Source organism: Acinetobacter sp. YH12116 (assembly GCF_013418895.1).
In the GTDB taxonomy this organism is placed as follows: Bacteria; Pseudomonadota; Gammaproteobacteria; order Pseudomonadales; family Moraxellaceae; genus Acinetobacter; species Acinetobacter indicus.
The window spans coordinates 105714-132086 of the sequence record NZ_VPBE01000005.1 but is presented as its reverse complement, the minus strand read 5'-3'; the positions used below and the strand labels follow the sequence as shown (position 1 = coordinate 132086).

General features: G+C 47.7%; 26 protein-coding genes, 6 tRNA genes and 1 other RNA gene. 14 read left to right on the top strand and 19 right to left on the bottom strand.

What is annotated here, in order from left to right; translation table 11 throughout:
• From FTU54_RS05525 to FTU54_RS05470, 12 genes are all read right to left on the bottom strand, one after another.
• The coding region (locus tag FTU54_RS05525) for a transposase domain-containing protein (RefSeq protein ID WP_171294684.1) at positions 1-205 on the bottom strand (205 nt) is incomplete at its 3' end.
• Between the two features lie 111 nt (positions 206-316).
• Complete coding sequence (gene panD, locus FTU54_RS05520) at positions 317-697, bottom strand: aspartate 1-decarboxylase (protein ID WP_005176160.1); 381 nt, start codon at positions 695-697, stop codon at positions 317-319.
• Positions 698-831: 134 nt separating this feature from the next.
• The gene (pth, locus tag FTU54_RS05515) at positions 832-1416 is read right to left on the bottom strand and encodes an aminoacyl-tRNA hydrolase (protein ID WP_016659905.1); all 585 of its coding nucleotides are present in this window, start codon (positions 1414-1416) and stop codon (positions 832-834) included.
• A gap of 19 nt (positions 1417-1435) precedes the next feature.
• Positions 1436-1732, bottom strand: a complete 297-nt coding sequence (gene rplY, locus FTU54_RS05510; protein WP_005176167.1) for a 50S ribosomal protein L25 — start codon at positions 1730-1732, stop codon at positions 1436-1438.
• Between the two features lie 99 nt (positions 1733-1831).
• Entirely contained in the window at positions 1832-2785 is a 954-nt protein-coding gene (locus FTU54_RS05505) for a ribose-phosphate pyrophosphokinase (protein WP_005176171.1), read from the bottom strand.
• A gap of 36 nt (positions 2786-2821) precedes the next feature.
• A tRNA-Gln gene (locus tag FTU54_RS05500) sits at positions 2822-2896 on the bottom strand.
• A 91-nt stretch (positions 2897-2987) separates the two neighbouring features.
• Positions 2988-3062 (bottom strand) — tRNA-Gln (locus FTU54_RS05495).
• 19 nt (positions 3063-3081) lie between these two features.
• Positions 3082-3156: transfer RNA gene (locus tag FTU54_RS05490), tRNA-Gln, on the bottom strand.
• A 26-nt stretch (positions 3157-3182) separates the two neighbouring features.
• Positions 3183-3257 (bottom strand) — tRNA-Gln (locus FTU54_RS05485).
• Positions 3256-4086: a 4-(cytidine 5'-diphospho)-2-C-methyl-D-erythritol kinase gene (gene ispE, locus FTU54_RS05480; protein WP_005176175.1), complete on the bottom strand. Its 831-nt coding sequence runs from the start codon at positions 4084-4086 to the stop codon at positions 3256-3258. Before ispE ends, FTU54_RS05485 begins: the two co-directional genes overlap by 2 nt.
• Positions 4087-4098: 12 nt before the next feature.
• Positions 4099-4677 carry a lipoprotein insertase outer membrane protein LolB gene (gene lolB / locus FTU54_RS05475; RefSeq protein WP_016659907.1) on the bottom strand — a complete coding sequence of 193 codons (579 nt, stop codon included), beginning with the start codon at positions 4675-4677 and terminating at the stop codon, positions 4099-4101.
• Between the two features lie 5 nt (positions 4678-4682).
• On the bottom strand, positions 4683-6395 hold the full coding sequence (locus tag FTU54_RS05470) for a tetratricopeptide repeat protein (RefSeq protein WP_035363052.1): 1713 nt from the start codon (positions 6393-6395) through the stop codon (positions 4683-4685).
• A gap of 78 nt (positions 6396-6473) precedes the next feature.
• Here FTU54_RS05470 and hemA point away from each other — a divergent pair, with 78 nt between their 5' ends.
• On the top strand, positions 6474-7757 hold the full coding sequence (hemA, locus tag FTU54_RS05465; RefSeq protein WP_016659909.1) for a glutamyl-tRNA reductase: 1284 nt from the start codon (positions 6474-6476) through the stop codon (positions 7755-7757).
• Between the two features lie 36 nt (positions 7758-7793).
• On the opposite strand, the gene FTU54_RS05460 is transcribed toward hemA, so the two are convergent.
• Complete coding sequence (locus tag FTU54_RS05460; protein ID WP_104488032.1) at positions 7794-9692, bottom strand: DNA primase; 1899 nt, start codon at positions 9690-9692, stop codon at positions 7794-7796.
• Positions 9693-10152: 460 nt separating this feature from the next.
• On the bottom strand, positions 10153-11136 hold the full coding sequence (locus tag FTU54_RS05455; RefSeq protein WP_104488034.1) for an outer membrane protein assembly factor BamD: 984 nt from the start codon (positions 11134-11136) through the stop codon (positions 10153-10155).
• A gap of 71 nt (positions 11137-11207) precedes the next feature.
• Between FTU54_RS05455 and rluD the strand changes: the two genes are divergently transcribed.
• The 3 genes from rluD (at position 11208) to FTU54_RS05440 (ending at position 13677) form a co-directional block, all read left to right on the top strand.
• The gene (gene rluD, locus FTU54_RS05450; RefSeq protein WP_045796449.1) at positions 11208-12260 is read left to right on the top strand and encodes a 23S rRNA pseudouridine(1911/1915/1917) synthase RluD; all 1053 of its coding nucleotides are present in this window, start codon (positions 11208-11210) and stop codon (positions 12258-12260) included.
• Between the two features lie 64 nt (positions 12261-12324).
• Positions 12325-13074 carry a peptidoglycan editing factor PgeF gene (pgeF, locus tag FTU54_RS05445; RefSeq protein ID WP_005176194.1) on the top strand — a complete coding sequence of 250 codons (750 nt, stop codon included), beginning with the start codon at positions 12325-12327 and terminating at the stop codon, positions 13072-13074.
• Positions 13075-13107: 33 nt separating this feature from the next.
• On the top strand, positions 13108-13677 hold the full coding sequence (locus tag FTU54_RS05440; protein WP_005176197.1) for a flavodoxin family protein: 570 nt from the start codon (positions 13108-13110) through the stop codon (positions 13675-13677).
• 74 nt (positions 13678-13751) lie between these two features.
• On the opposite strand, the gene smpB is transcribed toward FTU54_RS05440, so the two are convergent.
• Positions 13752-14228: an SsrA-binding protein SmpB gene (smpB, locus tag FTU54_RS05435; protein WP_005176206.1), complete on the bottom strand. Its 477-nt coding sequence runs from the start codon at positions 14226-14228 to the stop codon at positions 13752-13754.
• A gap of 181 nt (positions 14229-14409) precedes the next feature.
• Between smpB and coaD the strand changes: the two genes are divergently transcribed.
• The 4 genes from coaD (at position 14410) to FTU54_RS05415 (ending at position 15722) form a co-directional block, all read left to right on the top strand.
• Positions 14410-14901, top strand: a complete 492-nt coding sequence (gene coaD, locus FTU54_RS05430) for a pantetheine-phosphate adenylyltransferase (protein ID WP_005176208.1) — start codon at positions 14410-14412, stop codon at positions 14899-14901.
• A gap of 1 nt (position 14902) precedes the next feature.
• Positions 14903-15166, top strand: coding sequence for a YfhL family 4Fe-4S dicluster ferredoxin (locus tag FTU54_RS05425; RefSeq protein ID WP_034597403.1), 264 nt, complete (start codon positions 14903-14905; stop codon positions 15164-15166).
• A 27-nt stretch (positions 15167-15193) separates the two neighbouring features.
• Positions 15194-15572: RNase P RNA component class A (rnpB, locus tag FTU54_RS05420), an RNA gene on the top strand.
• A gap of 73 nt (positions 15573-15645) precedes the next feature.
• Positions 15646-15722: transfer RNA gene (locus tag FTU54_RS05415), tRNA-Met, on the top strand.
• Positions 15723-15763: 41 nt separating this feature from the next.
• Here the strand turns inward: FTU54_RS05415 and FTU54_RS05410 are convergent.
• A complete protein-coding gene (locus tag FTU54_RS05410; RefSeq protein ID WP_228148563.1) occupies positions 15764-16177 on the bottom strand; it encodes a hypothetical protein in 414 nt (137 codons plus the stop codon).
• A gap of 186 nt (positions 16178-16363) precedes the next feature.
• Here FTU54_RS05410 and FTU54_RS05405 point away from each other — a divergent pair.
• Positions 16364-16440, top strand: a tRNA-Met gene (locus FTU54_RS05405).
• A gap of 210 nt (positions 16441-16650) precedes the next feature.
• On the opposite strand, the gene FTU54_RS05400 is transcribed toward FTU54_RS05405, so the two are convergent.
• The 3 genes from FTU54_RS05400 to FTU54_RS05390 all read right to left on the bottom strand — a co-directional run bounded on the left by FTU54_RS05400 (position 16651) and on the right by FTU54_RS05390 (position 19583).
• Positions 16651-16845 (bottom strand): hypothetical protein, encoded by a 195-nt coding sequence (locus FTU54_RS05400; protein WP_180046097.1) that lies wholly within the window; start codon positions 16843-16845, stop codon positions 16651-16653.
• Between the two features lie 237 nt (positions 16846-17082).
• A complete protein-coding gene (locus tag FTU54_RS05395; protein ID WP_005176221.1) occupies positions 17083-18708 on the bottom strand; it encodes an NAD+ synthase in 1626 nt (541 codons plus the stop codon).
• A gap of 374 nt (positions 18709-19082) precedes the next feature.
• Positions 19083-19583: a hypothetical protein gene (locus FTU54_RS05390; protein WP_016659914.1), complete on the bottom strand. Its 501-nt coding sequence runs from the start codon at positions 19581-19583 to the stop codon at positions 19083-19085.
• A gap of 154 nt (positions 19584-19737) precedes the next feature.
• On the opposite strand from FTU54_RS05390, the gene FTU54_RS05385 reads away from it, so the two are divergent.
• The 5 genes from FTU54_RS05385 to FTU54_RS05365 all read left to right on the top strand — a co-directional run bounded on the left by FTU54_RS05385 (position 19738) and on the right by FTU54_RS05365 (position 26353).
• Positions 19738-21240 carry an AAA family ATPase gene (locus tag FTU54_RS05385; RefSeq protein WP_180046095.1) on the top strand — a complete coding sequence of 501 codons (1503 nt, stop codon included), beginning with the start codon at positions 19738-19740 and terminating at the stop codon, positions 21238-21240.
• The gene (locus tag FTU54_RS05380; protein ID WP_180054295.1) at positions 21228-22691 is read left to right on the top strand and encodes a VWA domain-containing protein; all 1464 of its coding nucleotides are present in this window, start codon (positions 21228-21230) and stop codon (positions 22689-22691) included. The genes FTU54_RS05385 and FTU54_RS05380 overlap by 13 nt, the downstream gene beginning before the upstream one ends.
• A gap of 209 nt (positions 22692-22900) precedes the next feature.
• The gene (locus FTU54_RS05375) at positions 22901-23857 is read left to right on the top strand and encodes a metal-dependent hydrolase (protein WP_180054297.1); all 957 of its coding nucleotides are present in this window, start codon (positions 22901-22903) and stop codon (positions 23855-23857) included.
• Positions 23858-23872: 15 nt separating this feature from the next.
• Positions 23873-24724 carry an SDR family oxidoreductase gene (locus FTU54_RS05370; RefSeq protein WP_171432076.1) on the top strand — a complete coding sequence of 284 codons (852 nt, stop codon included), beginning with the start codon at positions 23873-23875 and terminating at the stop codon, positions 24722-24724.
• Between the two features lie 9 nt (positions 24725-24733).
• A complete protein-coding gene (locus tag FTU54_RS05365; RefSeq protein ID WP_104500246.1) occupies positions 24734-26353 on the top strand; it encodes an NAD(P)/FAD-dependent oxidoreductase in 1620 nt (539 codons plus the stop codon).
• Positions 26354-26373 lie beyond the last annotated feature (20 nt).

Here is a 26373-nt window from a genome sequence, read left to right as displayed (position 1 = left end):
AGCTGATGGGTTGATTGCGAAACAAGGCAAGCCCAAGAACAAGCCAAACCACGTGCTCAGCAGGTAATTTTCTCCTTCTGATCGATGCCTTACCTGTTTGATGCAGAGATGTTTCAATCCAATTTAAATCAATAAGTTCACAAAAATGGTTGAGTGATGGGAGAGAATGTTCAAGAGTGGATTCTAAATGTTCAGATAAAGACATAAAAAAATGAGCGTATTTACATACACTCATTTTTACTACATTTTTCTAATATTTGCTTAACTGACTGGCATTACGCAATGTGCGGGCTTTTTCGTAGGATGATCTTAGGTCTTAAGCGACTTGTACCGGAATACAGTTGGCGGTGTGGCTCACGGTGTTGTCCGGGTTGGCATATACCAGACGTGGTTTATGCGCATTGGCTTCTACTTCAGTGAAATCACCGAAAGTCGCAATAATGATAATATCGCCGACATCTGCCTGATGTGCTGCGCCACCATTAACTGAAATGATGCCTGAATTGTCTTCACCACGAATCGCATAAGTGGTAAAGCGTTTGCCGTTGGTCACGTTCCAGACGTGAATTTCTTCGTATTCGCGAATGCCAGCTAAATCCATAAGTTTGCCATCAATTGCACATGAACCTTCATAATGAAGTTCCGCATGTGTCACGAAAGCACGGTGAATTTTGCATTTTAATAAACGAGATAGCATGGCTAGCGTCTCCTTAGTGGACCTAAGATCTTTATCTTATGGTTGAATCAATCACTGCGACCGAATCAGCCGACGAGCGCATTTTGCGCCCAATTTTGCCAGATGGCAAGCAGGATTGTTCAACAATTATTAGGTTATTCGTTGGGTTTATAGGCATTAATCTGGTTCATGGCTTGCTGAATCTCGCCATTGACCAGTAATTTCATGCGAGACAGCGCGTGACTGAGGGCATCGTCCATCAAGCCTTGTTCCTGGCTTGGGGCTTTGCTGAGCACATGACCGGAAACACGTTCTTTAGACCCCGGATGACCAATACCAATGCGTAAACGGTGGAAATTTGGACCGGTGTGTGGAACGATGTCACGTAAACCATTATGACCACCATGACCGCCGCCAGTTTTCAGGCGAATAATCCCCGGATTCATATCCAGTTCATCATGGGCAATCAGCATGGCTTCAGGTGCGATTTGATAGAATTTGGCGAAGGGCACAACACTTTGACCGGAACGGTTCATAAAGGTTGTTGGTAATAGCAGACGAACGTCCTGACCTTCAATATTACCGCGACCGCTGATGCCTTTGAATTTCGGATCAGCTTTTAAAGAGATGCCATATTGATCTGCAAGGCGTTCAACAAACCAGAAGCCTGCATTATGGCGGGTTTGGGCATACTCAGCACCTGGGTTGCCCAAACCAACAATCAGTGAAATATTTGACACTAATTTACACCATTAACACTTATGCGCGTTTGAAGTCAGCGTGCATTGGTGTGTTTTTAGCAGGGTGACGTTGTAACGCTTGGATTTTCACGTTTTCAACTTTGTCGCCTACTTTGATTTCTACAACTTCTTCAAAGAAAGCATTGCTTTCTAAAGCTTTTACAAGCTCACGAAGTTCTAAAGTTACTGCTACTGGCTCAGCGTCGCCACCATAAATGATAGCTGGAACTTGAGCAGCGTGACGAAGGCGGCGGCTCGCACCTTTCCCTTGGTTAGCTGCTTCACGCGCTTGAGCGTTTAATACGAAGTTTGCCATGATAGACATCCTATTTCAGGTTAAATAAACCAGACCTGCGACCGATCTGGTGATAGAAAGCCCTGCATAAAGCAGGGCTTTTGAAAATTTAGCGCACTATTATAGATAAGAGTCGAACATTGCGCTAATAGATTCTTCGTTGTTAATACGACGAATTGTTTCAGCAACCATGCTTGCGACTGAAACCTGACGAATCTTGCCAAGGTTTTGAGCTTCTTCTGATAATGGAATGGTGTCAGTAACAACCAGTTCATCAATCACAGAATTCTTTAAGTTCTCAATCGCTTTACCAGACAGCACCGGGTGAGTAGCATAAGCAACCACTTTACGCGCACCAAAAGTTTTGAGTGCATCTGCTGCTTTACACAGGGTACCTGCGGTATCGACCATGTCATCCACGATGACGCAGTCACGATCTTTCACATCACCAATCAAATGCATCACTTGTGATTCATTGGCTTTTTGACGACGTTTATCAATGATCGCAAGGTCGATATCCCCCATTTGCTTGGCAACAGCACGGGCACGTACGACACCACCCACGTCAGGTGAAACCACCATCAGGTTGTCGTGTGACTGCTGGCGTAAGTCAGCAAGCAGCGCTGGCGTACCGTAAATGTTGTCTACAGGAATATCGAAGAAACCTTGAATCTGGTCAGCGTGCAGGTCAATCATCACCACGCGGTCAATACCGACAGTGGTCAACATATCTGCAACCACTTTTGCAGTAATTGGCACACGGCTTGAACGAGGACGACGATCTTGACGGGCATAACCGAAATAAGGAATCACGGCAGTGATACGGCCAGCACTTGCACGACGCAATGCATCTGCCATCACCAGGATTTCCATCAGGTTATCATTGGTTGGGGCACAAGTAGGCTGAACGATGAAAACGTCTTTACCACGTACATTCTCGGTAATTTCTACAGCAATTTCACCGTCAGAAAATTGACCGACTGAGGCAGCACCTAAAGGAATGTGAAGATGGCTTACGACTTTTTGGGCGAATTGTGGATGCGCAGTTCCACTAAAAACGACAAGATTGGGCATGAAGCACCCTTGGCGGTTGGAATGTATGAAAATAGATGGCAGGGGTAGCTGGATTCGAACCAACGAATGGCGGGATCAAAACCCGCTGCCTTACCACTTGGCGATACCCCTAATGCGGCAGAACTTTAATATTTTTGCTGGTCGATGTCAAGGTAAATTAACAGCAGAACAGCAAACCAATGCTCTGTCTTTTTCGAGAAAATGGCAGGGGTAGCTGGATTCGAACCAACGAATGGCGGGATCAAAACCCGCTGCCTTACCACTTGGCGATACCCCTAAATTTGATGACTGTAAGATGGCAGGGGTAGCTGGATTCGAACCAACGGATGGCGGGATCAAAACCCGCTGCCTTACCACTTGGCGATACCCCTAATACAGTACATCTACAGGTGAAAAATGGCAGGGGTAGCTGGATTCGAACCAACGGATGGCGGGATCAAAACCCGCTGCCTTACCACTTGGCGATACCCCTATTCAACTTTGAAATGAATTAATGGTGATTCGGCTAAACTGTGGACCAGGTAAGCTTTACATGGTGCCTGAGCCAGAATCTCATCAATCTTCATTTCTGAAGTCACTTCAATAAAAACACAGGCACCTGTACCTGTAAGCTTGGCAACTCCGAACTGATCCAGATATTGCATGGCTTCATCGACTTCAGGATATAAGGCTCTGGCCAGTGGCTCAAAGTTGTTTCCGAAATCAGATGGCTTCAACTGATAGGCGCAAAATTTAGATGGCTTCGTATCTCTTGTCAACGTTTTTTGTGAAAAAAGCAGTTGAGTGCTGATAAAACAGTCAGGTTTTAGCACTATGTACTGTTTTTGTTCTAAGTCTATGAATGTTAAGTGTTCACCAATACCTTCTGCCCAGGCATTGCGGCCATGGACAAAAATCGGCACATCTGCGCCCAGTTGCACCCCTAAATCGGCCAGCTGCTCAGAATTGAGTCCACATTGCCACAGTTGGTTCAGCACAATGAGGGTGGTGGCGGCATTGGATGAGCCACCACCAAGTCCGGCACCCATAGGAATCTGTTTGTCCAGCCGGATTTTTAAACCGGTCGGCGCTTGGGCAAAAGGTTTTAAGATCTGCGCCGCCCGATAAATCAGGTTCTGTTCCAGATCGACTGAATTTAAACCGTCGATCTGAATCTCGGCTGTATCCAATGGCTCAAATTCAAGCCAGTCGTAGAGATCGATCAGCTGGAAAATGCTTTGCAGTTCATGATAGCCATTTTCACGGCGGCCAGTAATATGCAAAAACAGGTTCAGTTTGGCAGGTGAAGGAACACGAATCATGACAGCACAAAATTAACGGTTTTGGATCACCATTGTAATACGGTTCTCCTGACCGGATTCAAATGTTTGCTTTAAAATTAAACGGTTTGGCAAACGCGCCTGTTCGTTATAGCTTAAATCAACGGTCCAGCCATCTTCTAGAAACTGGGTTGGACGACGCTGGCTATCGTAAGCGACTTTGGCCTGTGTGGTGGCCGGACGTGCCTGCACCCAGTCAATGATATGACTGATTGGCGCTTGCCAGCCGGTGGCCCGCTGCAGCAGTTCTTCGGCTGTTGCTGCCTGAATAGTGCCGGTTTTGGCGCTATTCAGTGTGACTTGTCCCGGCTGGCCGGAAATCTGTGTTTTACCGACGCCTAAAATGCCGCTTAGTTCAATATCAAACTGTTCCTGCTGTTGCAGCCAGTTAAAAAAGGCGCTGCCTGACTGCTGTGGTGTGCGTACCCCGATTTTTCCTTGCAGATGAAACTGATTTTCTGCCTCAACCATTGGGCTTGCGGGTGTTTGCGGTTGGGTGAACTGCTGACAACCACCCAGCACCAGGGTGCTGACCGTGACAAGACTAAGACTGAGTTTGGAAATAAGTTGCATGCGTATTAACTCTGAGGGCTGTGTTGCGGTAACAATAACGAATGAAGCTGTTCTAATTGCGGATCATTTGGATATTTTTGTTGGAGTTGTTGTAAAACTTGACTAAATTTTGTCAAATTGCCCTGCATATACAGCGCCTTGGCATAACGGACCCCAATTTTGACTGTTGCACTTAAGGCAAAAGCCTTTTCCAGCACCTGGGCAGAGGTGTCAAAATCATTTTGCAGATAGCTGATCAGGCCTAAAGTATCCAGAATTGAGGCCTGTTCCGGGGCGAATTCCAGTGCCTGTTCCACATACTGGCGTGCTTCATCCAGCCGGCGGTTTTGCAGCGCCAGGGTATAGGCATAGGCATTTAAATAAGTCGGACTGTTCGGCTCGACCTGTAACAGCTTTTTCAGTAAACGATCCAGTTTGTCTTTGTCCTGATAAGGGTCTAGCAGCAACACTTCTGAATACAGCAGTTCCGGATCATCGGGTAAATTGCGGATGGCTTCATCCAGCAGTCTTAAGGCGGCAGTCTTGTTGTTCATGCGCTTTAGAATTTCCGCCTGAGCCTGATATAAAAAACTGGCGTGCTGCGGATAATTGACCCGTTCCTGGGTCAAAAAGCGTAAGGCTTCATGCTGGCGGCTTTGCTGGCTATAAATATTGATCATGCTGCGCCGCGAAACGGTATACAGGCTGCCATCGACCAGACGGTAATAGGCTTTGGCGGTTTCAAAATGCTGTTTACGCTCGGCATTGACCGCCAGATAGTAATAGGCTTCATTTTGATACTGGTTGGAATAACGCAACTCGACCAGATATTTCTCGGCCTTTTCATACTGCTTCAAGTCAATACTGGTCAGACCAGCCAGAAACAGGGCTTCATCTTCCTTTGGCCATTTTTCCAGCATCGCTTCCAGTTTGGTCAGGGCCAATTCCGGCTGATTGGTTTTTAACAGATATTTGGCTTCAGCCAGACGTACTTCCAGATTGTTTTTATGTTTGCGGCTGGATTTGGCATACCATTCCTGGGCAGCTTTCGAGTCTTGCAGCGCACTTAGCAGGCTGGCTTTGAGCAGGATATAACCGGTCACTTTCGGACGTTTGCGCAGCACCCGGTTGACCGTTTCCAGCGCTTCTTCTAACTGGCCATTCTGGGCTTTTAAACCGGCAATCAGAATCAGAATTGAGGGATTATCTTTTTCTTTGCTGGTGCGTAGTGCCTGAATCAGAAACTCACGATCTTCTGGCGACTCCGGGGCAATACCGGCCAGAATCTGTTCTAAATCGGCAGTGGCATCAATGGCCAGAATCTTGTCCAGGGTTTCAGCGGCCAGGTCATATTCATGCGCTTTCAGGGCAATATGCGCCAGATAAAACAGGGCTGGAACATCTTCCGGTTCTTGAATCACCCAGTGGGTGGCAATGTCCAAAGCTGCATTTAAGTCATTGTGTTCCAGTGCAATATTCAGTGCGCGCTGTTTAATACTGGTTGAATTACTTTTAATTGCCAGTACAGTATAGTTATGTAAGGCGGTGGCCACGTCATTTGAGGCGAGGGCAAATTCCGCCACCATGCTTTGTTTTATGGCATTCAGATTTGTAGGTGCATGGAAAAAATCTCCAGATGCTCTAATATGAGCACTAGAAGCCATGCTACCCACGAGTAAGATTGTGGTAGAATATTGCTTAATTGTCGCGCCGCTAAGCCGGCTGGTTGTTTGACGCAATTTTTCTTGATCCAAGTAATGCTTTTTATGACACCGTTATTGCACAATAGCATAAATTTAGCGAAATGATGATCTGATATGTCTTTCTTTGCATTGGGTGTCAACCATCAAACCGCCTCTGTAGAATTGCGTGAGCAAATTGCTTTTAACCCTGAAAAGTTAACTCAATTACTTGCCGAACAAAGCCAGAGCCACCTGTTAAATGACATGGTGGTGGTTTCTACATGTAACCGAACTGAAGTGTACGCCATGTCTGACCATGCAGACACGGTGCTGGGCTGGCTCGCCCAGGTAAATGGTCTGGATGTCAAACAACTACAAAATCACGTTTATCGCTATGAAAATGCGCAGGCTGTCACCCACTTAATGCGCGTTGCCAGCGGCCTCGATTCCTTAATGCTCGGTGAACCGCAGATTCTGGGGCAGGTCAAATCGGCCTTATCTTTGGCCAAAGATGCCCACACCGTTTCGCAAGATTTAAACCATATTTTTGAATACGCCTTTTATGCGGCCAAACGGGTGCGCTCTGAAACGGCAGTCGGCAGTCATGCGGTGTCTATGGGCTATGCGGTAGCGCAGTTGGCGCTACAGGTGTTTAGCCATCCGGACAAACTAACCGTGCTGGTGGTGGCGGCAGGTGAAATGAACAGCCTGGTGGCCAAACATCTGGCGGAAATGGGCGTGGCCAAGGTCATGATCTGTAACCGTACCCGCGCCCGTGCTGAAAATCTGGCCCAGGAAATTGCCCATCGGGTAGAAGTTGAAATTATTGAATTTGAACAGCTGGCAGAACATTTGCATCGCGCCGATGTGATTTCCAGCTGTACCGGCAGCCTGCATCAGGTGATTGGCTATAAAGAAGTCAAAGCCGCGCTGAAAAAGCGTCGTTACCAGCAGATGTTGCTGGTCGATCTGGCTGTTCCGCGTGATATCGACCCGAAAGTCGAATCACTAGATGGTGTGTATTTATACGGTGTCGATGACCTGCAAAGCGTGATTGATGAGAATCTGGCACAGCGTCGTCAGGCCGCGGTAGAAGCCGAGGTGATGGTGAATCAGTTGGCGACCGAACTGGTAACCCAGCAAAAGGTCAAAAGTGCCGGCAGTACCATTCAGGCTTATCGTGAGCAGGGTGAAACGTTACGTCAGGAAGAACTGCAACTGGCGATGGCGCGAATTGCCAAAGGTGAAAATGCGGCACAGGTGTTACAGGAATTTTCTTACCGTTTGACCCAGAAATTGCTGCATCCCACCTCGATTGTGCTGCGTCAGGCGGCCAAAGCCGAAGATCCGGAATACTTTGAAATGCTGCAAAGCGAACTGCAGCAGGTCAGTGCCAAACGGCGTAAATCTAAACGCTAAGCCATTGTGATGGTTCAGCGTGGTGTTTAACGCCGCTTATTCTTCAAGTAAAGTCAGGGAACGTTTTTTATCAATCTGATAAATCTGATGTTTCAGATTACGCATTTCTTCAATACTGCTAAATTTCTTCGAGCGGATTTTTTGCTGCAAGAAGTGGTATTGCAGTTTAATGGAAAAATCTTCGGCCAGCTTGTCAGCTTTCTCTGGCGAAGTGGTGTAATCGCCGACATTGGCTTGCTGTAAAATGCGCTGTAATTCGTAGTGATAAGCAGCACAGGCGCCTAGCACATAGTATTTGGCCAGTTCTGGATCATCCGGTAATTCATCAAAAATTCCGTTAAAGATTTGCAGGATTTTGGCCAGTAACTGATCGGCCGGAATCAGTGCGCGTAACGGTTCAAAATGAATATATAAATACGGATGGTTGATCAGAATCGCCACCACATATTCTTCGGCATCAACCTTGGTGCTAAAGCTGAGTGAGGCATCATTATTGGTATGTGGCTGCCATTTGCGGTTAAAGCCGAGTTTTTCCCGGAAAAACTGTTGCAGCAGATAACGGTAAGAGCCGGTTTTCGGTAACAGTTCAGTCAGCTGTTTTAACTCGCCCATCACCTGACTTTTGCCTTCCGGTTTGCTGATATCATGGTTTTGACTTAAATGCGCAAACACAAAATCAGACAGTAGCGGCGCCTGATCGAGCAGGCGGCGGAAATTTTCAATGCCTTCACGGCGGATCAGCGAGTCTGGGTCATGATCATCCGGCAGCACAAAAAACTTCAGTTCACGGCCATCATTCAGCAGGGGCAGGGCAATTTCCAGCGTACGTCGTGCTGCTTTCTGACCTGCGGCATCACCATCAAAGGCAATGGTAATGCGTGAGTTCTGCTTAAACAGAATATTCAGGTGTTCGGTATTACTGGCAGTCCCCAGCGTTGCCACGGCGCCATAAATGCCATATTGCTGCAGCGCAATCACATCCATATAGCCTTCCACCATCAGCCAGTCCTGGGCTTTCTGCTTGCGGCCTTCGTATAGGCCATACAGCAGCTGGTTTTTGTGGAAGACTTCAGAATCGGGCGAGTTGATATATTTCGGCTTGATCTCGTCATTGAGCGCACGGCCGCCAAAACCAACCACACGCCCTTTATGATCACGGATCGGGAAAATCACCCGGTCACGTAGCAGGTCAAAATCGCGGCCGGAATCACTGGTACGAATCAGCCCCAGCAGTTTTAAACCTTCAATATCTTGCGGAAAGGCTTTTTCCAGATGTTGCCAGTCTTCCGGTGCATAACCCAAACGCCAGAACTGGATGGTCTGTGCGCTTAAACCGCGCTGGCGAAAATATTGCTGTGCCGACTGGCTGTGCGGTAACTGCTGTTCATAAAACTGCGCCACATTTTCCAGCAGATCAAACAGGTTGCCTTCCTGTATCGGCTCCTGATCAAAATCCGGATATTGTTCAAAACCGGCAAAGGGATCATCTGCTGGCTGGAACTGCTCAAAAGGATCAAAATGTGCAGCAGGGACTTGATCAGTTTCGGTCGGTGTGGGTGTTGCTGGCGCGGGTGCGGTTTTGGCCGGTGGCGCCGGCTTTTTGGCCTCACGCTTATAGACCAGTTTTTTGCTGTCCTGATTGTCTTTTGGCAGCTCGATACCGGTCTGACTGGCCAGATCTTTCATGACATCGACAAAGTTACGGCTGTCGATATCCATTAAAAAGCGAATTGCATTGCCGTTGGCCTGACAGCCAAAGCAGTGATAATACTGTTTGTCGCGATAAACGTGGAAAGACGGGGTTTTTTCCTGATGAAATGGACAACAGCCCGAATAGGTCCGCCCGGTTTTTTTCAGTTTCACGCGCTGACCAATCAGATCGACAATGTCGGTCCGATCCAGAATCTGATCAATCGTGTGTTGAGGAATAGCCATACTGTTTTTATCGGGTCGGTTAAGCGGTAGGTCGAACAGATCGACAGGGTATAGAGATTACAGTGTATTGTTTCCTTTCTATCCGGTTTTGCGTGTTCAGGCAAGTGGCCAAGATAAAAGGGCAAGTATAGTAACGTATGCTTTATATTTTGCAAAATTGAAAAACAGGTTAAAAGCTCTATCCTTACTCGCTATTTTTCAAAGCTGTACTTATGTTAGGACAATAAAAGGAAGAGACAAATTTTATTTTAAGTGTGTTGGGCCTCTATTTTCATTCGGCCTGTTAAGGGCTTTGTATGGAGAATTTCCTACTTTGGAAAGACCCAAAGTAGGCAAAAGTCTTTGTTCCCCATACACAACATCCTTGTTGTGATGGGGAACGTGTGGCATCCCTGCCACATCCGCGTATCCAATGGAATGTTTAAATCAAATTTAAGACAGTCATGGATGTTAATTATGTTTACTCGGCCGCTTCACTGTTTTCCTGTTTTTCAGGACGGTCCAGCAAACCAAAACTTAAACGGTTGGTCCAGCTACGTGGTTCTTCCTGCTGGTTGGCCAGTTTTTGCTGCTGTTCGGTGGTGGCCTGTGCTTCACGACCAAAAATACCTAAAGTCGCATGGTTCAACCAGCTACCTTCATTCCGTGCAGCACGCAGGTTTACAGAGCCATCGGCTTTAACCAGATTTGGATAGTTCAGTTTTAACAGGTCAATATACTGTTGTGCAGTGGCACGGTCACCCAGTTGGGTATAACCATAGGCTGCGGTGGCAATTGCTTCCGGAATCTGTGGGGTTTGCGGATAGTGCTCGATTACCCAGAGTGAACGTTCCACCGCGGCGACCCAGGCCTTACGTTTAATATTAAAACGTGCCGCATTCATTTCCGCTTCTGCCAGCTCTTGCCCGATAAACTGCATACGTTGTGCAGCATCCACAGCATAGGTGCTTGATGGATAACGGCGAATGAAATCGACAAAGTTCTGATAAGCCACTTTTAAATAGCTGACATCACGATGCGCCTGTTTTAACGAGGTATAACGGATTAAACCATCATAGTTCTGTTCCATATTGGCCACGCCGCGCACATAGTAGGCATAGTCAGCATTTGGATGCTGCGGGTTCATCCGGATAAAACGGTCGGCCAGTGCGACTGCACCTTCATAATCTTTTTGCTGGAATTTTGCATACAGCAGCTCAAGTTGTGCCTGCTGGGCATATTCACCGGTAGGATAATAGGTTTCTAATGCTTCAAGATGCTGGATAGCATCGGTATATTGCCCGCGTTCCAGTGCTCGTTCTGCTTTTTGAATATAAACTTGTTCGCTAGATTGCGGACCTGTATCGACCACTTCTTTTTTTGGATTACTGCTACAGCCCACGATTGCAGATGCAACGCCAAGTGAAAGAGCTAGCATGGTAATTTTATAACGTGGTAGCGACATAAAAATTCCTCTGTTATTACGGGCAATGAGCTACAATTGCGCTATTAAACCACTTTTGTCTGAATGATCAAATGTCTCAAGCACAATCTTCCAATTCCAACATCCCTGAAACTGACTTCAATTTACTTGATGATTCTGAGGATGCAGATAATCATACTTCAGACCCAACTGCAACACGTTTATCGTTGCAATTTCAACTGGATGAAAGCTATCTGGGGCAACGTATCGACCAGGTTGCAGCCCTCATCTGGAGTGATTTTTCACGTGAAAAACTGAAACAGTGGCTAAAAGATGGTCATTTGTTGGTGAATGGTAACACTGTCAAACCAAAGTACAAGTGCGAAGGCAATGAACTGTTAAGTTTAAATGTTGAACTTGAAGCACAGACCAACAGTCAGCCTGAAAATATCCCTCTCGATATTGTCTATGAAGATGATGATATTTTAGTGATTAATAAACCGGTTGGCATGGTGGTGCATCCTGGTGCGGGCAATATTACCGGCACACTGGTCAATGCCTTGCTGTTCCATTATCCAAAATCGGCAGAATTGTCACGTGCCGGGCTGGTACATCGTATTGATAAAGACACCAGCGGTTTGCTGGTGGTGGCGAAAAATCTGGAAGCGCAGTTTGACCTGAGCAAGCAGCTGGCCAACAAGTCGGTATACCGGATTTATGATGTGGTGGTGTATGGCAATATTATTGCCGGTGGCACCATTGATGAGCCGATCAAGCGCCATCCGGTGGACCGGATTAAAATGACGGTATTGCCGGGCGGGAAAGATGCCGTGACGCACTATAACGTGAAAGAGCGTTTCCAGCATTTCACCCGGGTTCAGGCGCGTCTGGAAACCGGCCGTACCCATCAGATCCGGGTTCATTTTAGCTATATCGGTCATGGTTTGATTGGCGATCCGGTGTATATGCCACGTGTGCGTGTGCCGGCTGGAGCCTCCGAGCTGCTCAATGAAACCTTGCGCGGTTTTAAACGTCAGGCACTGCACGCGGCCAAACTGGGGCTTGTGCATCCACGTACCAAACAGGACATGATGTTTGAAGCGCCGTGGCCGGAAGATTTCAGCCAGCTGGTGGATGTGTTGCGTAGCGAAAACGCTGCCTATTAAACCGTTCTGCGGCGTTGAGAAAGTATGATCTCAACGCCGCTTTTAAGTGAACACAGGAGCTGAGATGCAATTTATTCAGGGATTACCGGCACAGGTTTATGTGGCGCAAACGCGGATTCAGCATCAGCAGGCCTTGCCAGCGCAAGTACCGGAACTGGCCGGTTTTAACCTGGCCTTGCATGTGCAGGATGCAGCGGAACGGGTGCAGCAGCATCGTATGCTGTTACTGGAACAGCTGGCCGAATACGGTGTTAATACAATCAGCTGGATGAACCAGACTCACAGCACCTTGTGTCATGTGATAAATGATGAGCTGCATTTTAATGCACCGGAAGGCGATGGACTGGTCACGCAGCGCAAAGGCCATGCCTTAATGATGATGACCGCCGACTGCCTGCCCATTGTGCTGGGCAATCAGGATGGCACTGAAGTGGCCAATTTACATGCCGGCTGGAAAGGTCTGGCACAGGGTATTGTTGAAAATACCATTGCCGCCATGCAGCACCCACCGACCTGGGCCTGGTTAGGCGCGGCCATTAGCCAGCCGTGTTTTGAGGTAGGGGCCGAAGTAAAGCAGGTATTTTGTGAGAAATATCCCGCATTAAGCAGCGCCTTTCAGGCAGGGAAACAGGCCGGAAAATTCTATGCCGATTTATATGCGATTGCCCGCTATATCCTGACCGAGCAGGGGGTAACCACCATTTTAGGTGGTGATCAGTGTACCTATCGGCAGGCCGAGGAGTATTATTCTTATCGTCGTCAGGCCAAAACCGGACGCATGGCAACATTCGTTTTTATCGCTGATCAATGCTAAACTTGACTGAATTATTGGGTTTTTAAAGTTTCCATGTCTGTTACTGATCAAACATCTGTGTCGCAAGTAAAAGTCTGTGTTGTGTATCATAGTCCCTATGGCCATACCGCCAAGGTGGCACAGCATATTGTGCAGGGCGCCGAAAAAGCCGGAGCTGAAGTACATTTAATGGCAGTGAGCGAGGTCGATTGGGATGTGCTGGATCAGAGCGATATTCTGGTCATGGGCTGTCCAACCTATATGGGCAGTCTGACTTCGGCACTGAAACAGTTTATGGAACAATCTTCAAAACGCTGGCTGGCGCGAAGCTGGCAGGGCAAAATTGCTGCTGGCTTTACCAATGGCGGCGGTTTAAGCGGTGACAAGCTGGCGGTGTTACAGCAGATCAATTTATTTGCCATGCAGCATGGCATGTTATGGTCGGGCTTGCCGTTTATGCCGACTGGCCGTAGCCCGCATGATATTAACCGGATGTCGAGCTTTCTGGGCCTAATGACCCAGTCTGACAATGCCAGCGTTGAGGTCACCCCGCCAGAAGGTGACCTGGAAACAGCGGTGAAGTTTGGCGCTTATCTGGTGGGCTTAAAACAGAACTCAGCCTGATTTTCGATGATGCAATAAAACATGCCTCCCATGTTGGAGGCATTTTTACATCAAGCACTTGTGTTCAAACGTGCTTATTTATGCATTAAACGGGCTTTATCACGCTGCCAGTCGCGGTCTTTTTCAGTGGCACGTTTATCATGCAGCTGTTTCCCTTTCACCAGGGCAATTTCCAGTTTGGCCAGTGGACCTTTCCAGTAACAGACCAGCGGCACACAGGAATAACCTTTCTGGTTCACCGCACCGAGCAGTTTGGCAATTTCTTTGCGGTTCAATAACAGCTTGCGGGTACGGGTCGCTTCAGGCACCACATGGGTCGAAGCCGACAGTAAAGGTTGAATTTGGGCGCCAAATAAGAAGGCTTCACCATTTTTAAAGGTGATATAGCTTTCGGTCAGGCTCATACGACCGGCACGCAAAGACTTGACTTCCCAGCCTTGCAGGGACAGTCCGGCTTCAAATTTTTCTTCAATAAAATAATCGTGGCGTGCACGTTTGTTCTGTGCAATCGTGCCACTGGTATTTTTTTTAACTACAGTTGCTTTCGCCATAATGAGTCACTTCCAACGTTAGGCCTATTGTGCCCCAAACACAGGCATGCTGACAATTCCAAAATCAGCACTGAATTACAGCACTATCGCAGGATTTTTGTGAAATTGGCCGAGTTTATTCACCAATAAATCAAGTTTTTGCTAAAATATGGCTCTACAAAACCAACTAGAGTAAAAATGGATGTCTAAAACTCGCGTGATTTATCCGGGGACCTTTGATCCAATCACCAATGGTCATATCGATTTAGTAACACGGGCGGCCAGAATGTTTGATGAAGTGGTGGTCGCAATTGCCATTGGTCATCATAAAAATCCGGTGTTTACTCTAGATGAGCGGGTAGAACTGGCCAAAACCTCACTCAGCCATTTACCCAATGTGGAATTTGTCGGCTTTGATGGCCTGCTGGTGAATTTCTTCCGCGAACAGCAGGCCACGGCGGTACTGCGTGGTTTACGTGCAGTGTCTGACTTTGAATACGAGTTTCAGCTGGCCAATATGAACCGTCAGCTGGATACCAATTTTGAAGCGGTATTTTTAACGCCGTCAGAGCAATATTCGTTTATTTCATCCACGCTGGTGCGTGAAATTGCGCGTTTAAAAGGAGATGTGACCAAGTTTGTACCGCAAACCGTGGTCGAAGCCTTTGAACGCAAACATCAACAAGGTTGGTAGCGTGTCTTTATATATTACCGATGAATGCATTAACTGCGATGTCTGTGAACCTGTGTGCCCGAATGAGGCTATTTTCATGGGCGAGCTGATTTATGAAATCAACCCGGCGCTGTGTACCGAATGTGTCGGGCATCATGATAAACCGCAGTGTCAGTTATTCTGTCCGGTGGACTGTATTCCGCATGATCCCCATCATGTCGAAACCCAGGAACAATTGCTGGAAAAGTATCAAAAACTGATTGATCAAAAAAGCACGAGCAATTAGTGCATTTATTTGTTAAGATGCGCCCTCGAAGTGAACCAGACGATCGCTGCTGTGGAGGTCTCCGTGACTAAAGCAGGGGAGGAAAGTCCGGGCTTCATAGGGCAGGGTGCCAGGTAACGCCTGGGCGGCGTGAGCCGACGGAAAGTGCAGCAGAGAGTAGACCGCCTTCATTCAGGTTTCTTTTTCGGAAGAAATCGAAGGTAAGGGTGAAAGGGTGCGGTAAGAGCGCACCGCATGACTGGTAACAGTTCATGGCATGGTAAACCCCACCAGAAGCAAGACCAAATAGGAATCCTGAGGTACGGCCCGTACTGGATTCGGGTAGGTCGCTTGAGCGTATGAGTGATTGTACGCCTAGAGGAATGATCGTTCTCGACAGAACCCGGCTTATCGGTTCACTTCACCAAATTTTGTACAATTAGCCTGTAGAAGGGCTTGACGTTATAAACATTACAGCAGATAATGCGCGCACAGTTTACGGCTATGTAGCTCAGTTGGTTAGAGCACCGCACTCATAATGCGGGGGTCACAAGTTCAAGTCTCGTCATAGCCACCATTTTTAAAGATCACATCCTTATGTGATCTTTTTTTTTGTCTTTAAAATCTGTGCTCGCAGTTGAGCTGCTGCACATCCAGCTTCAGCGTCTGCTGTAGCTGTTGAATCTGTTGCCAGCGTTGCTGCTGGTCGGCATAGACAAAAATTTTCTCATCGACCTGATCCAGTTTGGACACAGCAATTTTTTGTGCAGCACAATAACGGCCTTCATAGCGTTCCTGTGCAAGCGCCTGTTGTGCTTCAGGACTTAGGCGATCTGCGGTTAAAATCTTCTGCTGGCCTTTGGCATACTCGACCAGAATGCGTTTTTGCGGAATGGTGAACCAGAGATGACCATTAATAAATTCTGCGACATCGCGGCGTACCCCGTTATAGTCCACCATGAGTGGGGCAACCAGCTGACAGCCCGATAATGTCGCAACTAGCAGACTACTGATCCATATTTTTAACTGCATTGTGTTCAAGTGATTGATCCTGGAAAGTTTCATCATAGTCAGCGAAAGGGTTTGACCCAAGTAAAAAATTGCAAATCCGGTTAAAAATTAATAAAAACGTCATGTTTTGCTTAAACAGTGTTCATTTGAGTAGATAAATATCTTGACGATAAAGTCCGAACTTTAGATAATGCGCACACAGTTTACGGCTATGTAGCTCAGTTGGTTAGAGCACCGCACTCATAATGCGGGGGTCACAGGTTCAAGTCCCGTCATAGCCACCATTTTAAAAGACCAAGCTCTCAGCTTGGTCTCTTTTTTTGTCTGTTCAAAAAGTCCAAAAAAATGTTGTGCAAACTCTCCGCGCAATTTAGATACCAGCGATGAATAAAATGCTGGCTTAGGAATTCAGCTGTTGCTGTACCCAGCTTAAGAATTCCTGTTTATGCGCAAGGGCCGGCGCTTTAGAACCATCAATCACTTTAGGCTTGCCATTAAATTATACCTTTAAACAGATAAGACTGCCCAGCTTCAAACTCGATACTGCCTGTATCATGGATTTCGGCGAAAAACGCGTTCAGGCGCTCATACTGGCTATAGCAATGAAAATGCGGACGTTCATTAAATAATGATAAATCTGTTCTAAAGTCTGCAGGGTATTTCTTAGTGTCATATGAAATCCATTGCATCCAATTTTAGCTCATGCATATCTTGAACATAGGGTTAAACATAGACCGTTGTCTATCTGTTTTTAGTCAACCTAGACGATTCATTGATATTGGTTTTTTTGAATGACGTAGAACTCAAAAATATAGGATCGGTTTAGATGGCAGGGGAAGATGCGTATTCTAAGTAGCCTCATTCCAGCGGACAATAAAAAACCCCAAGACTGGCTTGAGGTTTTTAGGATGGATCAGATCAGGAGCTTATAGGCCCGGTTTCCAGCCATTGACTAATGGATAACGGCGTTCACGGCTAAAAGAACGTGATGTAATGCGCGGACCAATTGCGCCCTGACGGCGTTTGTATTCATTGCGGTCAACCAGACGCACCACTTTTTCAACCACAGCCTGATCAAAGCCTTTGGCAATAATATCGTCCTGGCTCAGGTCTTCTTCAATATAGGCATACAGGATCGCATCTAGCACATCATACGGTGGCAAAGAGTCCTGATCTTTCTGGTCCGGGCTCAGTTCAGCTGATGGCGGACGGCTAATTACACGCTCCGGAATCACCGGCTGTTCGCTTATACTGTTCCGGTATTTGGCCAGTTCAAACACGATGGTTTTGTAGACATCTTTGAGAACTGCATAACCACCAACCATATCGCCATACAGGGTGCAGTAACCGACTGACAGTTCAGATTTGTTACCAGTCGACAGGACCAGGTTGCCAAATTTATTGGATAAGCCCATTAGCAACGTACCGCGGGCACGGGCCTGCAGGTTTTCTTCGGTGGTATCAACCGGGCTATTGCCAAAGAATGGATACAGGGTTTGCATAAAGCTGTTCACAATCGAGTGAATTTCGGCAATGCCAAAGGTCACACCCATGGTTTTGGCTTGCTGTGCAGCATCTTCTACACTAATTTGCGCGGTATAGGTATACGGCATCATCACCGCTTGTACTTTGTCTGCACCCAGGGCATCAACCGCAATGGCCAAGGTTAGTGCAGAGTCAATCCCGCCAGATAAACCCAGAATCACGCCTGGGAAACCTGAACGTTGTACATAGTCACGTGTTGCCAGCACCAGACCCTGATAAATTTCAGCCATGGTGTCGAGGGCTGCCGCCTGTTCGCCCGTTTTATAGCGCTGCTGTTCGGCTTCATACTCCACCACAAACAGGCCTTCCTGATAGGTTGGCGCACGTAAAGCAAGTTCACCGTCTTTGCTGATCAGGAAGCTGGTGCCATCAAAGATCAGATCATCCTGACCACCAACCTGATTGACATAGGCCAGGTTCAGATTCAGCTGTTTGGCCAGCGCAGTCATGGTATCAATACGGTGCTGTGGTTTACCAACTTCGTATGGCGATGAATTCAGCACCAGCACGGTTTCTACATTCAGCTGGGCCAGTTGCTGTACAGTGGCTAAAGACCAGACATCTTCACAAATCAGTACGCCAAATTTATGCCCCAAGTATTCAAAGACCAGATGTTGATGACCTTCGTTAAAATAACGTTTTTCATCAAACACGCCGTAGTTCGGTAAATTCTGTTTGTTATAAATACCCAGAATCTGGCCATCTTTCATTACCGCAGCCGAGTTATAACGCTGGCCATCTTCAGTTTCATTGACAAAACCAAATACCACGACGATGTCTTTAATCTGGCTGAGCTGTTCAAACGCTTTTTGCGTGCGTTTTTTGAGGCTTGGGCGTAACAGCAAATCTTCTGCTGGATAACCAATCAGAGAAAGCTCTGGGAAAATGATCAGGTCAGCCTGTTGTTTTTTCGCTTCATTTGCTTGTTCAAGCATTTTTTGCGCATTTGCTTCGAGATTGCCAATGTATGGAGAGAACTGTGCAAGGGCAATTTTAAAAGATTTCATTAATTTACGTCCTATTCCTATAGGGTTTTGAATACACGGGCTGCCGCTTGTAATTATGGTGATCGGGCAGCGGTGCATTCTGATACTAAAAAGTACTGCCGACTGGCTCAAGTATAAAAAGTAATACGCATACGACTTGATAAAATCTTATTTTGCAATGCAAAAAATCAGACGGGTTTATTTTATCTTAAATTAATTCAGATGCTAGAGCATATTCAGGATAATTGCATAGTAGCGGCAATTCGCGCCGTGAGAGAAGGCGCATAATGCTTTATTTAGTAAGCTTGAGTAACAAAAGCATGGGTTTGGTGAATCAGGCCTGATGGCACAAAAAACCGGCAGCTTGCAACATGAAAGCGCTATTGCAGCGCAGTTTAGGCCGGTGGATGCAGAATAATATTGTCAATCTTGTTTAAAAAAATATCGCGGGCAATATCGCCTTGCTGTTCAATGTTGTAGGCAAAAAACGGCTTACCGGGAATTAGCTGGTAACGGTAGGGATTATACCGCCCGGCAGACAGATAAAAAGCGGTTTGCAGCAGCGCACCTTTCAGCAGCACATTAATCTGCTGCTGATGCTGGTAAATATGTGTCATTTCATGAATCAGCACCGCCTGAAAGGCAAGCGGTGCCTGGCTATAATCTTCCCGGTACAATGGATCACGCACATGAATATAACCTTGCGGCGCCATCAGAATATGCGCCGGTTGCCAGGGCAAATAAGGATGATTCATGATGCTGACCCGGCTGTAATCAATCAGCTGCCCGAATACGCGCTGGCACAACGCAATTTCGCCCGGGGTTAAAGCCCGGCAGCGAAACTGCTCCAGTTTAAGCAGGCGCAGTAGCAGCGGTAACAGTTTCAATAACAGCATGGTGAAAGATCAGGTCGGGCCATTCAATTTTCCCAGTTATAACAAAACTGGCAGGCAGATATGTAGCAAAAATTTCATCTGCGGTGGCTTGCCGGTTTTTCTTCATTTCCGCAAACCGTTACAATGCAGTTTTTCGCGCAGGTTCAGGTATTCGATGAAAGCACGTATTCATACACTTATTTCGCAAATGTCCCAGCAGATGTATGAACGTGAACAGGTGATCGCACAAACCTTGCTGGCCGCTGTGGCCGGCAGTCATACCTTTTTATACGGCTTGCCGGGCACGGCCAAAAGCCTGATTTCCAGACGGGTTGCAGCCGCTTTTGAGGTCTATGCCTATTTTGAATATTTGATGAACCGCTTTAGTACCCCGGAAGAAATTTTTGGCCCGGTGTCAATTAAAGCCTTAAAAGAAGATCACTATATCCGTAAAACCGAGCATTATCTGCCCTGTGCCGATTTTGCTTTTCTGGATGAAATCTGGAAGGCCAGCCCGGCCATTTTAAATACCTTGCTGACTTTGGTGAATGAAAAAGTCTTTAAAAATGGCGAGCAGCTGCAGCAGGTGCCCTTAAGTGTGCTGATTGGTGCATCCAATGAAATTCCTGAACCGAATCAGGGACTGGATGCGCTGTATGACCGTTTTATTTTGCGTCTGGTGGTCGAACCCATTCAGCAGGCCGGCAATTTTCATCAGCTGCTACAAGCCAAACCGGGCAGTGCTCATTTGCAGATGGATGAACCGCTTAAAATTACCCAGGCCGAACTGGCCGAATGGCGCGAACAGATTCATGAAATTGAGCTGCCGGCTTTGGTATTCCAGGTGATTGATCTGATTCGCCAGTATTTACAGCAGCATGTCGATGGCCTGTCGGTCTATATTTCCGACCGGCGCTGGCAACGTGTGGCTTATCTGCTTAAAGCTGCGGCATTTTTAAATGGCCGCTCACAGGTCTTGGTCAGTGATTTGTATCTCTTGAAATCCTGCCTGTGGAATCAGCTGGAAGATATTCCGGAGATGCACAAGCTGATTGATCAGGCCATTCTGGAGATAGGCTTGCACGCCGATTTGCAATTGGAGTCACTAATTCAGCGCAAAGACGAGCTGGAACAGCAGATGCTGAACGCCTTTTACTATACCGATGATGTCTATGAAAGCTATCTGATTCAGGACAAGGAATACTTAAGAGCAGTGACTCACCTGGATCATCATTATCAGGATAAAGTGCTGTATCTGTTATTAAATAAAATGGACAGCAAACAGGATTTCTTTGCTGTGGATGCTTCCGGTGAGGAAATTCGCGGCATCGTGTGTAACTTTAATGGCGGCCGGGTCTGTACCTTAAAAGGCGGCTATTATGGGCTGGAAGAAGTGGTCACACCGTATATTAAATACCCGAAAGGCAGCGCACGCCGTGTCATTGATGAAAAGTTGGTGCAGCAGTTGCGGGGAGAGCTTGCCCAGCTACAAAATGCACTGAGCGAAGATTTAGCCCTGTTACAGCAGCGTTTTGATGCCCAGTCAGCACATTTTGCTTCAGTCTTTGTTGCCGCCGCCGACAGTGCCCAGTTACAACAGCATGTGCAGCAGCAGTTACAGCGCTATCAGTTGCAACTGCAAGACTGCGCGCGGCTGGAACAGCTATGTCAAGGCTAGACCTGCAGCAGCATCAGCGTCAGCATACAGCGTTAGAGCAGTTGACCGGACAGCTGTATCAGGAGCTGGCCGATTCCTCCTTAAAACACTGGCTGGATGATCAGAAAGTCAGTCAGCATCTGGATGATAAAGTCCGGGCCTGGGCCTATCAGGCCAAATCCAGTCTCGATCAGCAGCATCCTTATAGGGAAGTGCAGCAGCAACTGGAACACTGGCTGGCGCAGCCCTCCATCAATAGCGCCGAGTTTCAGCAGATGCAGGTGCAATATCAGGATTTTCAGGCTCAGCTGGGGCTGCCTGATTTAAGCCCGTTTTGGACTCAAAGCGCTACTTTCTCTGCCGGACAGCGCGAGCTACAGGCACAGTTATTAACAGAAAAATGGCAACGTAAACTGACCGAAGCCATTGCTCATTGGGAATTTGAGCAGCTGGCCTTGCAGCGGGATGCTTTTCTGGATGAGATTCGCGATTTTCTTAGCCAGATGCAGCGACTGGCCAAATACAAAGATGCCACCGGCATCGAAACCGGTATTTTTATTGACTATTCCAGAGGCCAGTTACAACCACAGGATATCCAGCAGTTTGAGCAATGGGCCAGCTATCTGCAGGAGGATCGTGAGCTGCAAGCCTTGTGCCAGAAAATCGGTTCTGCCCAGCCTGCACATTATCCGCGCCAGGCCGTGCAGCAGCATCGGCCAGAGCAGGAGCTGGAATTGCTGGAGCAGCACTGGCATGAAGAAATTACCGGTATTCAGCTGGCGCAGGATTTGAATCTGGCGCTGCCGAGCGAGCTGGCCTTACTGGCCGATCCCGATCTGGCGCTTTTATTTGACCTGAAATATCTGGAATCTAACCTGATGAGCTTTAACCTGCAAGGTCAGCACAGCAGTCGGGTAATTCAGGATCAAACAGTACGGCACAAGCGTCTGGGGCAAAAAGGCCCGATGATTTTGTGTCTGGACACCAGCGGTTCCATGCACGGCCAGCCGGAGCTGATTGCCAAAGCCATGAGTCTGTATCTGGCAATTCAGGCCATGAAAGCCAAACGCCCGATGTATTTAATTAACTTCTCGACCCAGCTGACCAGCCTGAATTTACTCGAAGGCTATTCGCTGGATGATCTGATTCACTTTCTTAGCCAGTCTTTTCATGGCGGCACCGATGTTATTCCCGCCATCGAACATGCCCTGTCGATGCTGGCCCAGCCAAATTTTCACAATGCCGATGTGCTGGTGGTGTCCGATTTCATCATGGGGCAGTTACCGACAGAACTGATGGCCCAAGTCGAGCAGCAGAAACAGCAGGGCACCGGTTTTTATGCGGTAGCGATTGGTAACTTCCGTTTTGAACATCTGAATCAGGGCCTGTTCGATCATCAGTGGATTTATCAGTCCAAAGAACGCAAAGTGCGTTATCTGCCCAGTAGTCGCAGTGACAGAGTGCCCGAATAGGCGCTGACCTCAATTGACAAGGAAATGAGCTCTGCGGAAAAAAGTGTGAGCAAATTGTCAGACAATATTTTTTAAAGTCACGATTTGCCAATTTTATGACGATTTTGGTAACTGGTTTCAATGCAGGGCTGGCTTAGTTTTGGTCTCATTCAGGTCGATGACCACGGTGTCTTGACCTGGCTCAAATGGACAAAACAAAGAGAATAGCCATGCAGATTGCTCAGTTTTTACCTCAGCCTGTTCGCCATTTTTTCAGCGCGACACCTTTTGATGCCGAGAAACAGTCGGCTGCCCTCCCAATCCGGCATATGAAATTCGACTTTAAGGCCGAAGAAATAGATCCCAAATTTTACTTGAATGCCGAACTGGCCAGTGCCTATTTTGCCTCGCTGTCGATTTTCCTGACCTATGGCGAAGATCTGGTGATTGACACCGCGCGTTATCATCGTGAGCTGTTAAATGATCCCGTGCTAAAACAGCGGGTCACCTCCCTAATTGGCCAGGAGGCGCTACATTCCAGATTGCATGAAGAGCTGAATGATGCCTTTCGGGATGCCGATCTGCCGGTTGAGCTGTTCCGTTCCTGGGCCAGATTTGTCTTTGATCACGGCTTTAACCGTTTGCCACAGCCGATGAAACTGTCGCTGATGGCTGGCATTGAACATTTCACCGCGGTGCTGGCCGAGTACATGATGAATCATGAGGAAATTTTCTTCCAGTCGCATGATGAAAAGCAGCGTGCCATCTGGATGTGGCACATGCTGGAAGAATCGGAACACAAAGACATTGCCTATGATGTGTTCCAGTCTTTATCCAACAGTTATGGCTTGCGCATTGCCGGTTTCTTCCCGGCGCTCATCACCATCCTGGTGCTGATTTCCATTGCCTCGCTGCTGGTGCCGTTTTATCGCAAACCGTCTAATCTGCTTAGCCTGAGTTACTGGAAAGACCTGCCGCGTAGCATCAAGCTGATTTTTGGTCTGCAAGATGGCGTGTATGGCAGTAGCTGGGCGTATATTCTGGATTATCTGCGTCCCGGTTTTCATCCGAATGACCATGATACTTCGGCCTTTTTAGCCTATTACAAGGAACGTTTGCTGCATCCGGAAAGCGGGGTGTTAACGCCGTATTTCGTCAAGGAATTTACCCCGGCGCTCAAAGTGTAAGGATGAAGAAGAATGATGGGATTATTTGCAAAAAAAGTGCGACTGAGCCAGCAGGCCTATGCGGTGGTGACCGGTGCAGGTAGTGGGATTGGACGCAGTTTTGCGCTGGAACTGGCCAGGCGTGGTGGCAGCGTGATCTGTGCCGATATCAATCTGGCGGCGGCTCAAGCAACCGCCAAGCAGATTGAACACCAGTTTGCGACTGCGGTCTTTGCGTTGCAATGTGATGTGGGTGTGGCCGAGCAGGTGCAGCAACTGGCTGAACAGTCTGAACAGCTGTTGGGCCATCCGGTGACTTTGCTGATCAATAATGCCGGTGTGGGGCTGGGTGGCAAGTTTGATGAAGTCAGCCTGGCCGACTGGCAATGGTGTATGCAGGTCAACTTATGGGGCGTGATCCACGGTTGTCATTATTTCGTACCGAAACTGAAACAGCAGGGTGGTGGTGCGATTATTAATGTCGCTTCGGCTGCTGGTTATACCGCAGCGCCGGAAATGACCGCCTATAACGTCAGCAAGTCCAGCGTACTGGCCTTGTCTGAAACCCTGTCTGCCGAGTTACGTGGCGCCAATATTCGCATCAATGTGTTATGCCCAACGCTGGTGCCGACCAATATCATGAAAAATGGCCGTTTGCCTGCGCATTATTCTGGGCTAGCAGATCATTTGCTGACTCATCATGCCTTTGTCAGCTGTGAGCAGGTGGTAGCGCAGACTTTAAACAATTTAGACCGGGGCGAGCTGTATACCATTCCACAGCCAGACGCCAAACTGTTCTGGTGGTTCAAGCGTGCCGCGCCGCGTTTATATACCAAGCTGCTGGGTGTGGGTTATCCACTGTTCAATAAATATGTACAAAAATCCTGAGTAGCAAAAATGAAACAAGATGATCAAGTCACGTCACAAGCAGTCACCGAGCCGGCCGAGCCTGTGCTCAAAAAGCCCAGTCGAAAAGCCAAAAGTGTCAGTGCAGCATCAGCAAGGGCAGGGGCCAATCAGCCAAATTCTCAAACAGTCGAGCAGCGCAGTAGATCGACCGCTGTACCAAGCCGGGTCTATGACACCATTATTATTGGGGCGGGTATTTCCGGTCTGGCAGCGGCCTATAAACTGAATCAGGCCGGTTATCAGGATTATCTGGTGCTGGAAAAAGCCGGCCGGGTAGGTGGCACCTGGCGGGACAACACCTATCCGGGTTGTGGTTGTGATGTGCCCTCGGCCTTATATTCTTTTTCTTTTGCACCGAGTCATGGCTGGAGTCATTTATTTGCCAAGCAGCCGGAAATCCTGAATTATCTGGAAGATGTGGCGACCCGTTTTCAGCTATATGCCAAGATTGAATTTCATAATGAACTGCAAGATGCACGCTGGAATGAGACTGAACAGATGTGGGAGCTCAACACCAGCAAAGGGCGATATCGGGCCAGAACCGTGATTTTCTCCCCCGGCCCGATTACCGAGCCGCAACTGCCGAAAATAAAAGGCATCGACAGTTTTAAGGGCGAAATGTTCCATTCGGCACGCTGGAACCATGCCTATGACCTGTGTGGTAAACGCATTGCGGTGATTGGTACCGGTGCCTCGGCTATTCAGTTTATTCCACAAATTCAGCCTCTGGCCAAAGAGTTATATATTTTCCAGCGTACAGCGCCGTGGGTCCTGCCAAAGCCTGATCTGCCGCTGAATCAGGTGATGAAAAGTACGCTGGCCAAGTTTCCGGTCATTCAGCAGCGTTGGCGCGGCGCGGTATCACAATCTTTGAATCTGATTAATTTTGGCCTGCGCCATCCACCTTTGTTGGAGCCCGTCAATGTACTCAGCCGGCAGCTGTTAAAATTACAGGTCAAAGATCCGGCTTTACGTCAGGCGGTTACCCCCAATTTCTCGGTTGGCTGTAAGCGTTTACTGTTTGCCAATGATTATTATCCGGCCTTGCAGGCCCCGAATAGCACTTTAATTCCGCATGGCTTGGTGGAAATTGAAGGCAATACGGTGATTTCCGCCAATGGTGACCGGCATGAGGTCGATGTGATTATCTGGGGAACGGGCTTTGAGGTGTCACATCCACCGATTGGTCGCCGTGTGCAGAATGCCCAAGGCCAACGACTTTCCGAGCTGTGGCAGAGCAGTTCACCCGAAGCCTTTTTGGGCACCAGTATCCAGCATTTACCCAATGCCTTTTTGGTGCTCGGGCCGAATATTCTGGTCTATGATTCCTTTATTGGCATTGCCGAAGCGCAACTGGACTATATTGTCAGTGGTTTATTGCAAATGAAAGCCAAGGGCTTAAAGCGCATTGAAATCAAGCCGGATGTGCTGAAATACCACAATGCCAAAGTACAGACTCATGTGCAGAAAACTGTGTTTAACCGTGGCGGCTGTCAAAGTTATTATCTGGACCAGAATGGTCGCAACTTTGCCGCCTGGCCGTGGTCACTGGCCGAGTTAAAGCGACGTTTACAGCGCCTAGATCTGGAGCATTATCAGGTAGCTTAACGTACTTTTGCGCTGAATAT

Bases quoted from the DNA above. Each gene is read 5' to 3' on its own strand.
- panD (WP_005176160.1), bottom strand. From the start codon at position 697: ATGCTATCTCGTTTATTAAAATGCAAAATTCACCGTGCTTTCGTGACA.
- rplY (WP_005176167.1), bottom strand. From the start codon at position 1,732: ATGGCAAACTTCGTATTAAACGCTCAAGCGCGTGAAGCAGCTAACCAA.
- FTU54_RS05505 (WP_005176171.1), bottom strand. From the start codon at position 2,785: ATGCCCAATCTTGTCGTTTTTAGTGGAACTGCGCATCCACAATTCGCC.
- ispE (WP_005176175.1), bottom strand. From the start codon at position 4,086: ATGATTCGTGTTCCTTCACCTGCCAAACTGAACCTGTTTTTGCATATT.
- lolB (WP_016659907.1), bottom strand. From the start codon at position 4,677: ATGCAACTTATTTCCAAACTCAGTCTTAGTCTTGTCACGGTCAGCACC.
- hemA (WP_016659909.1), top strand. From the start codon at position 6,474: ATGTCTTTCTTTGCATTGGGTGTCAACCATCAAACCGCCTCTGTAGAA.
- FTU54_RS05460 (WP_104488032.1), bottom strand. From the start codon at position 9,692: ATGGCTATTCCTCAACACACGATTGATCAGATTCTGGATCGGACCGAC.
- FTU54_RS05455 (WP_104488034.1), bottom strand. From the start codon at position 11,136: ATGTCGCTACCACGTTATAAAATTACCATGCTAGCTCTTTCACTTGGC.
- rluD (WP_045796449.1), top strand. From the start codon at position 11,208: ATGTCTCAAGCACAATCTTCCAATTCCAACATCCCTGAAACTGACTTC.
- pgeF (WP_005176194.1), top strand. From the start codon at position 12,325: ATGCAATTTATTCAGGGATTACCGGCACAGGTTTATGTGGCGCAAACG.
- FTU54_RS05440 (WP_005176197.1), top strand. From the start codon at position 13,108: ATGTCTGTTACTGATCAAACATCTGTGTCGCAAGTAAAAGTCTGTGTT.
- smpB (WP_005176206.1), bottom strand. From the start codon at position 14,228: ATGGCGAAAGCAACTGTAGTTAAAAAAAATACCAGTGGCACGATTGCA.
- coaD (WP_005176208.1), top strand. From the start codon at position 14,410: ATGTCTAAAACTCGCGTGATTTATCCGGGGACCTTTGATCCAATCACC.
- FTU54_RS05410 (WP_228148563.1), bottom strand. From the start codon at position 16,177: ATGCAGTTAAAAATATGGATCAGTAGTCTGCTAGTTGCGACATTATCG.
- FTU54_RS05400 (WP_180046097.1), bottom strand. From the start codon at position 16,845: ATGCAATGGATTTCATATGACACTAAGAAATACCCTGCAGACTTTAGA.
- FTU54_RS05395 (WP_005176221.1), bottom strand. From the start codon at position 18,708: ATGAAATCTTTTAAAATTGCCCTTGCACAGTTCTCTCCATACATTGGC.
- FTU54_RS05390 (WP_016659914.1), bottom strand. From the start codon at position 19,583: ATGCTGTTATTGAAACTGTTACCGCTGCTACTGCGCCTGCTTAAACTG.
- FTU54_RS05385 (WP_180046095.1), top strand. From the start codon at position 19,738: ATGAAAGCACGTATTCATACACTTATTTCGCAAATGTCCCAGCAGATG.
- FTU54_RS05380 (WP_180054295.1), top strand. From the start codon at position 21,228: ATGTCAAGGCTAGACCTGCAGCAGCATCAGCGTCAGCATACAGCGTTA.
- FTU54_RS05375 (WP_180054297.1), top strand. From the start codon at position 22,901: ATGCAGATTGCTCAGTTTTTACCTCAGCCTGTTCGCCATTTTTTCAGC.
- FTU54_RS05370 (WP_171432076.1), top strand. From the start codon at position 23,873: ATGGGATTATTTGCAAAAAAAGTGCGACTGAGCCAGCAGGCCTATGCG.
- FTU54_RS05365 (WP_104500246.1), top strand. From the start codon at position 24,734: ATGAAACAAGATGATCAAGTCACGTCACAAGCAGTCACCGAGCCGGCC.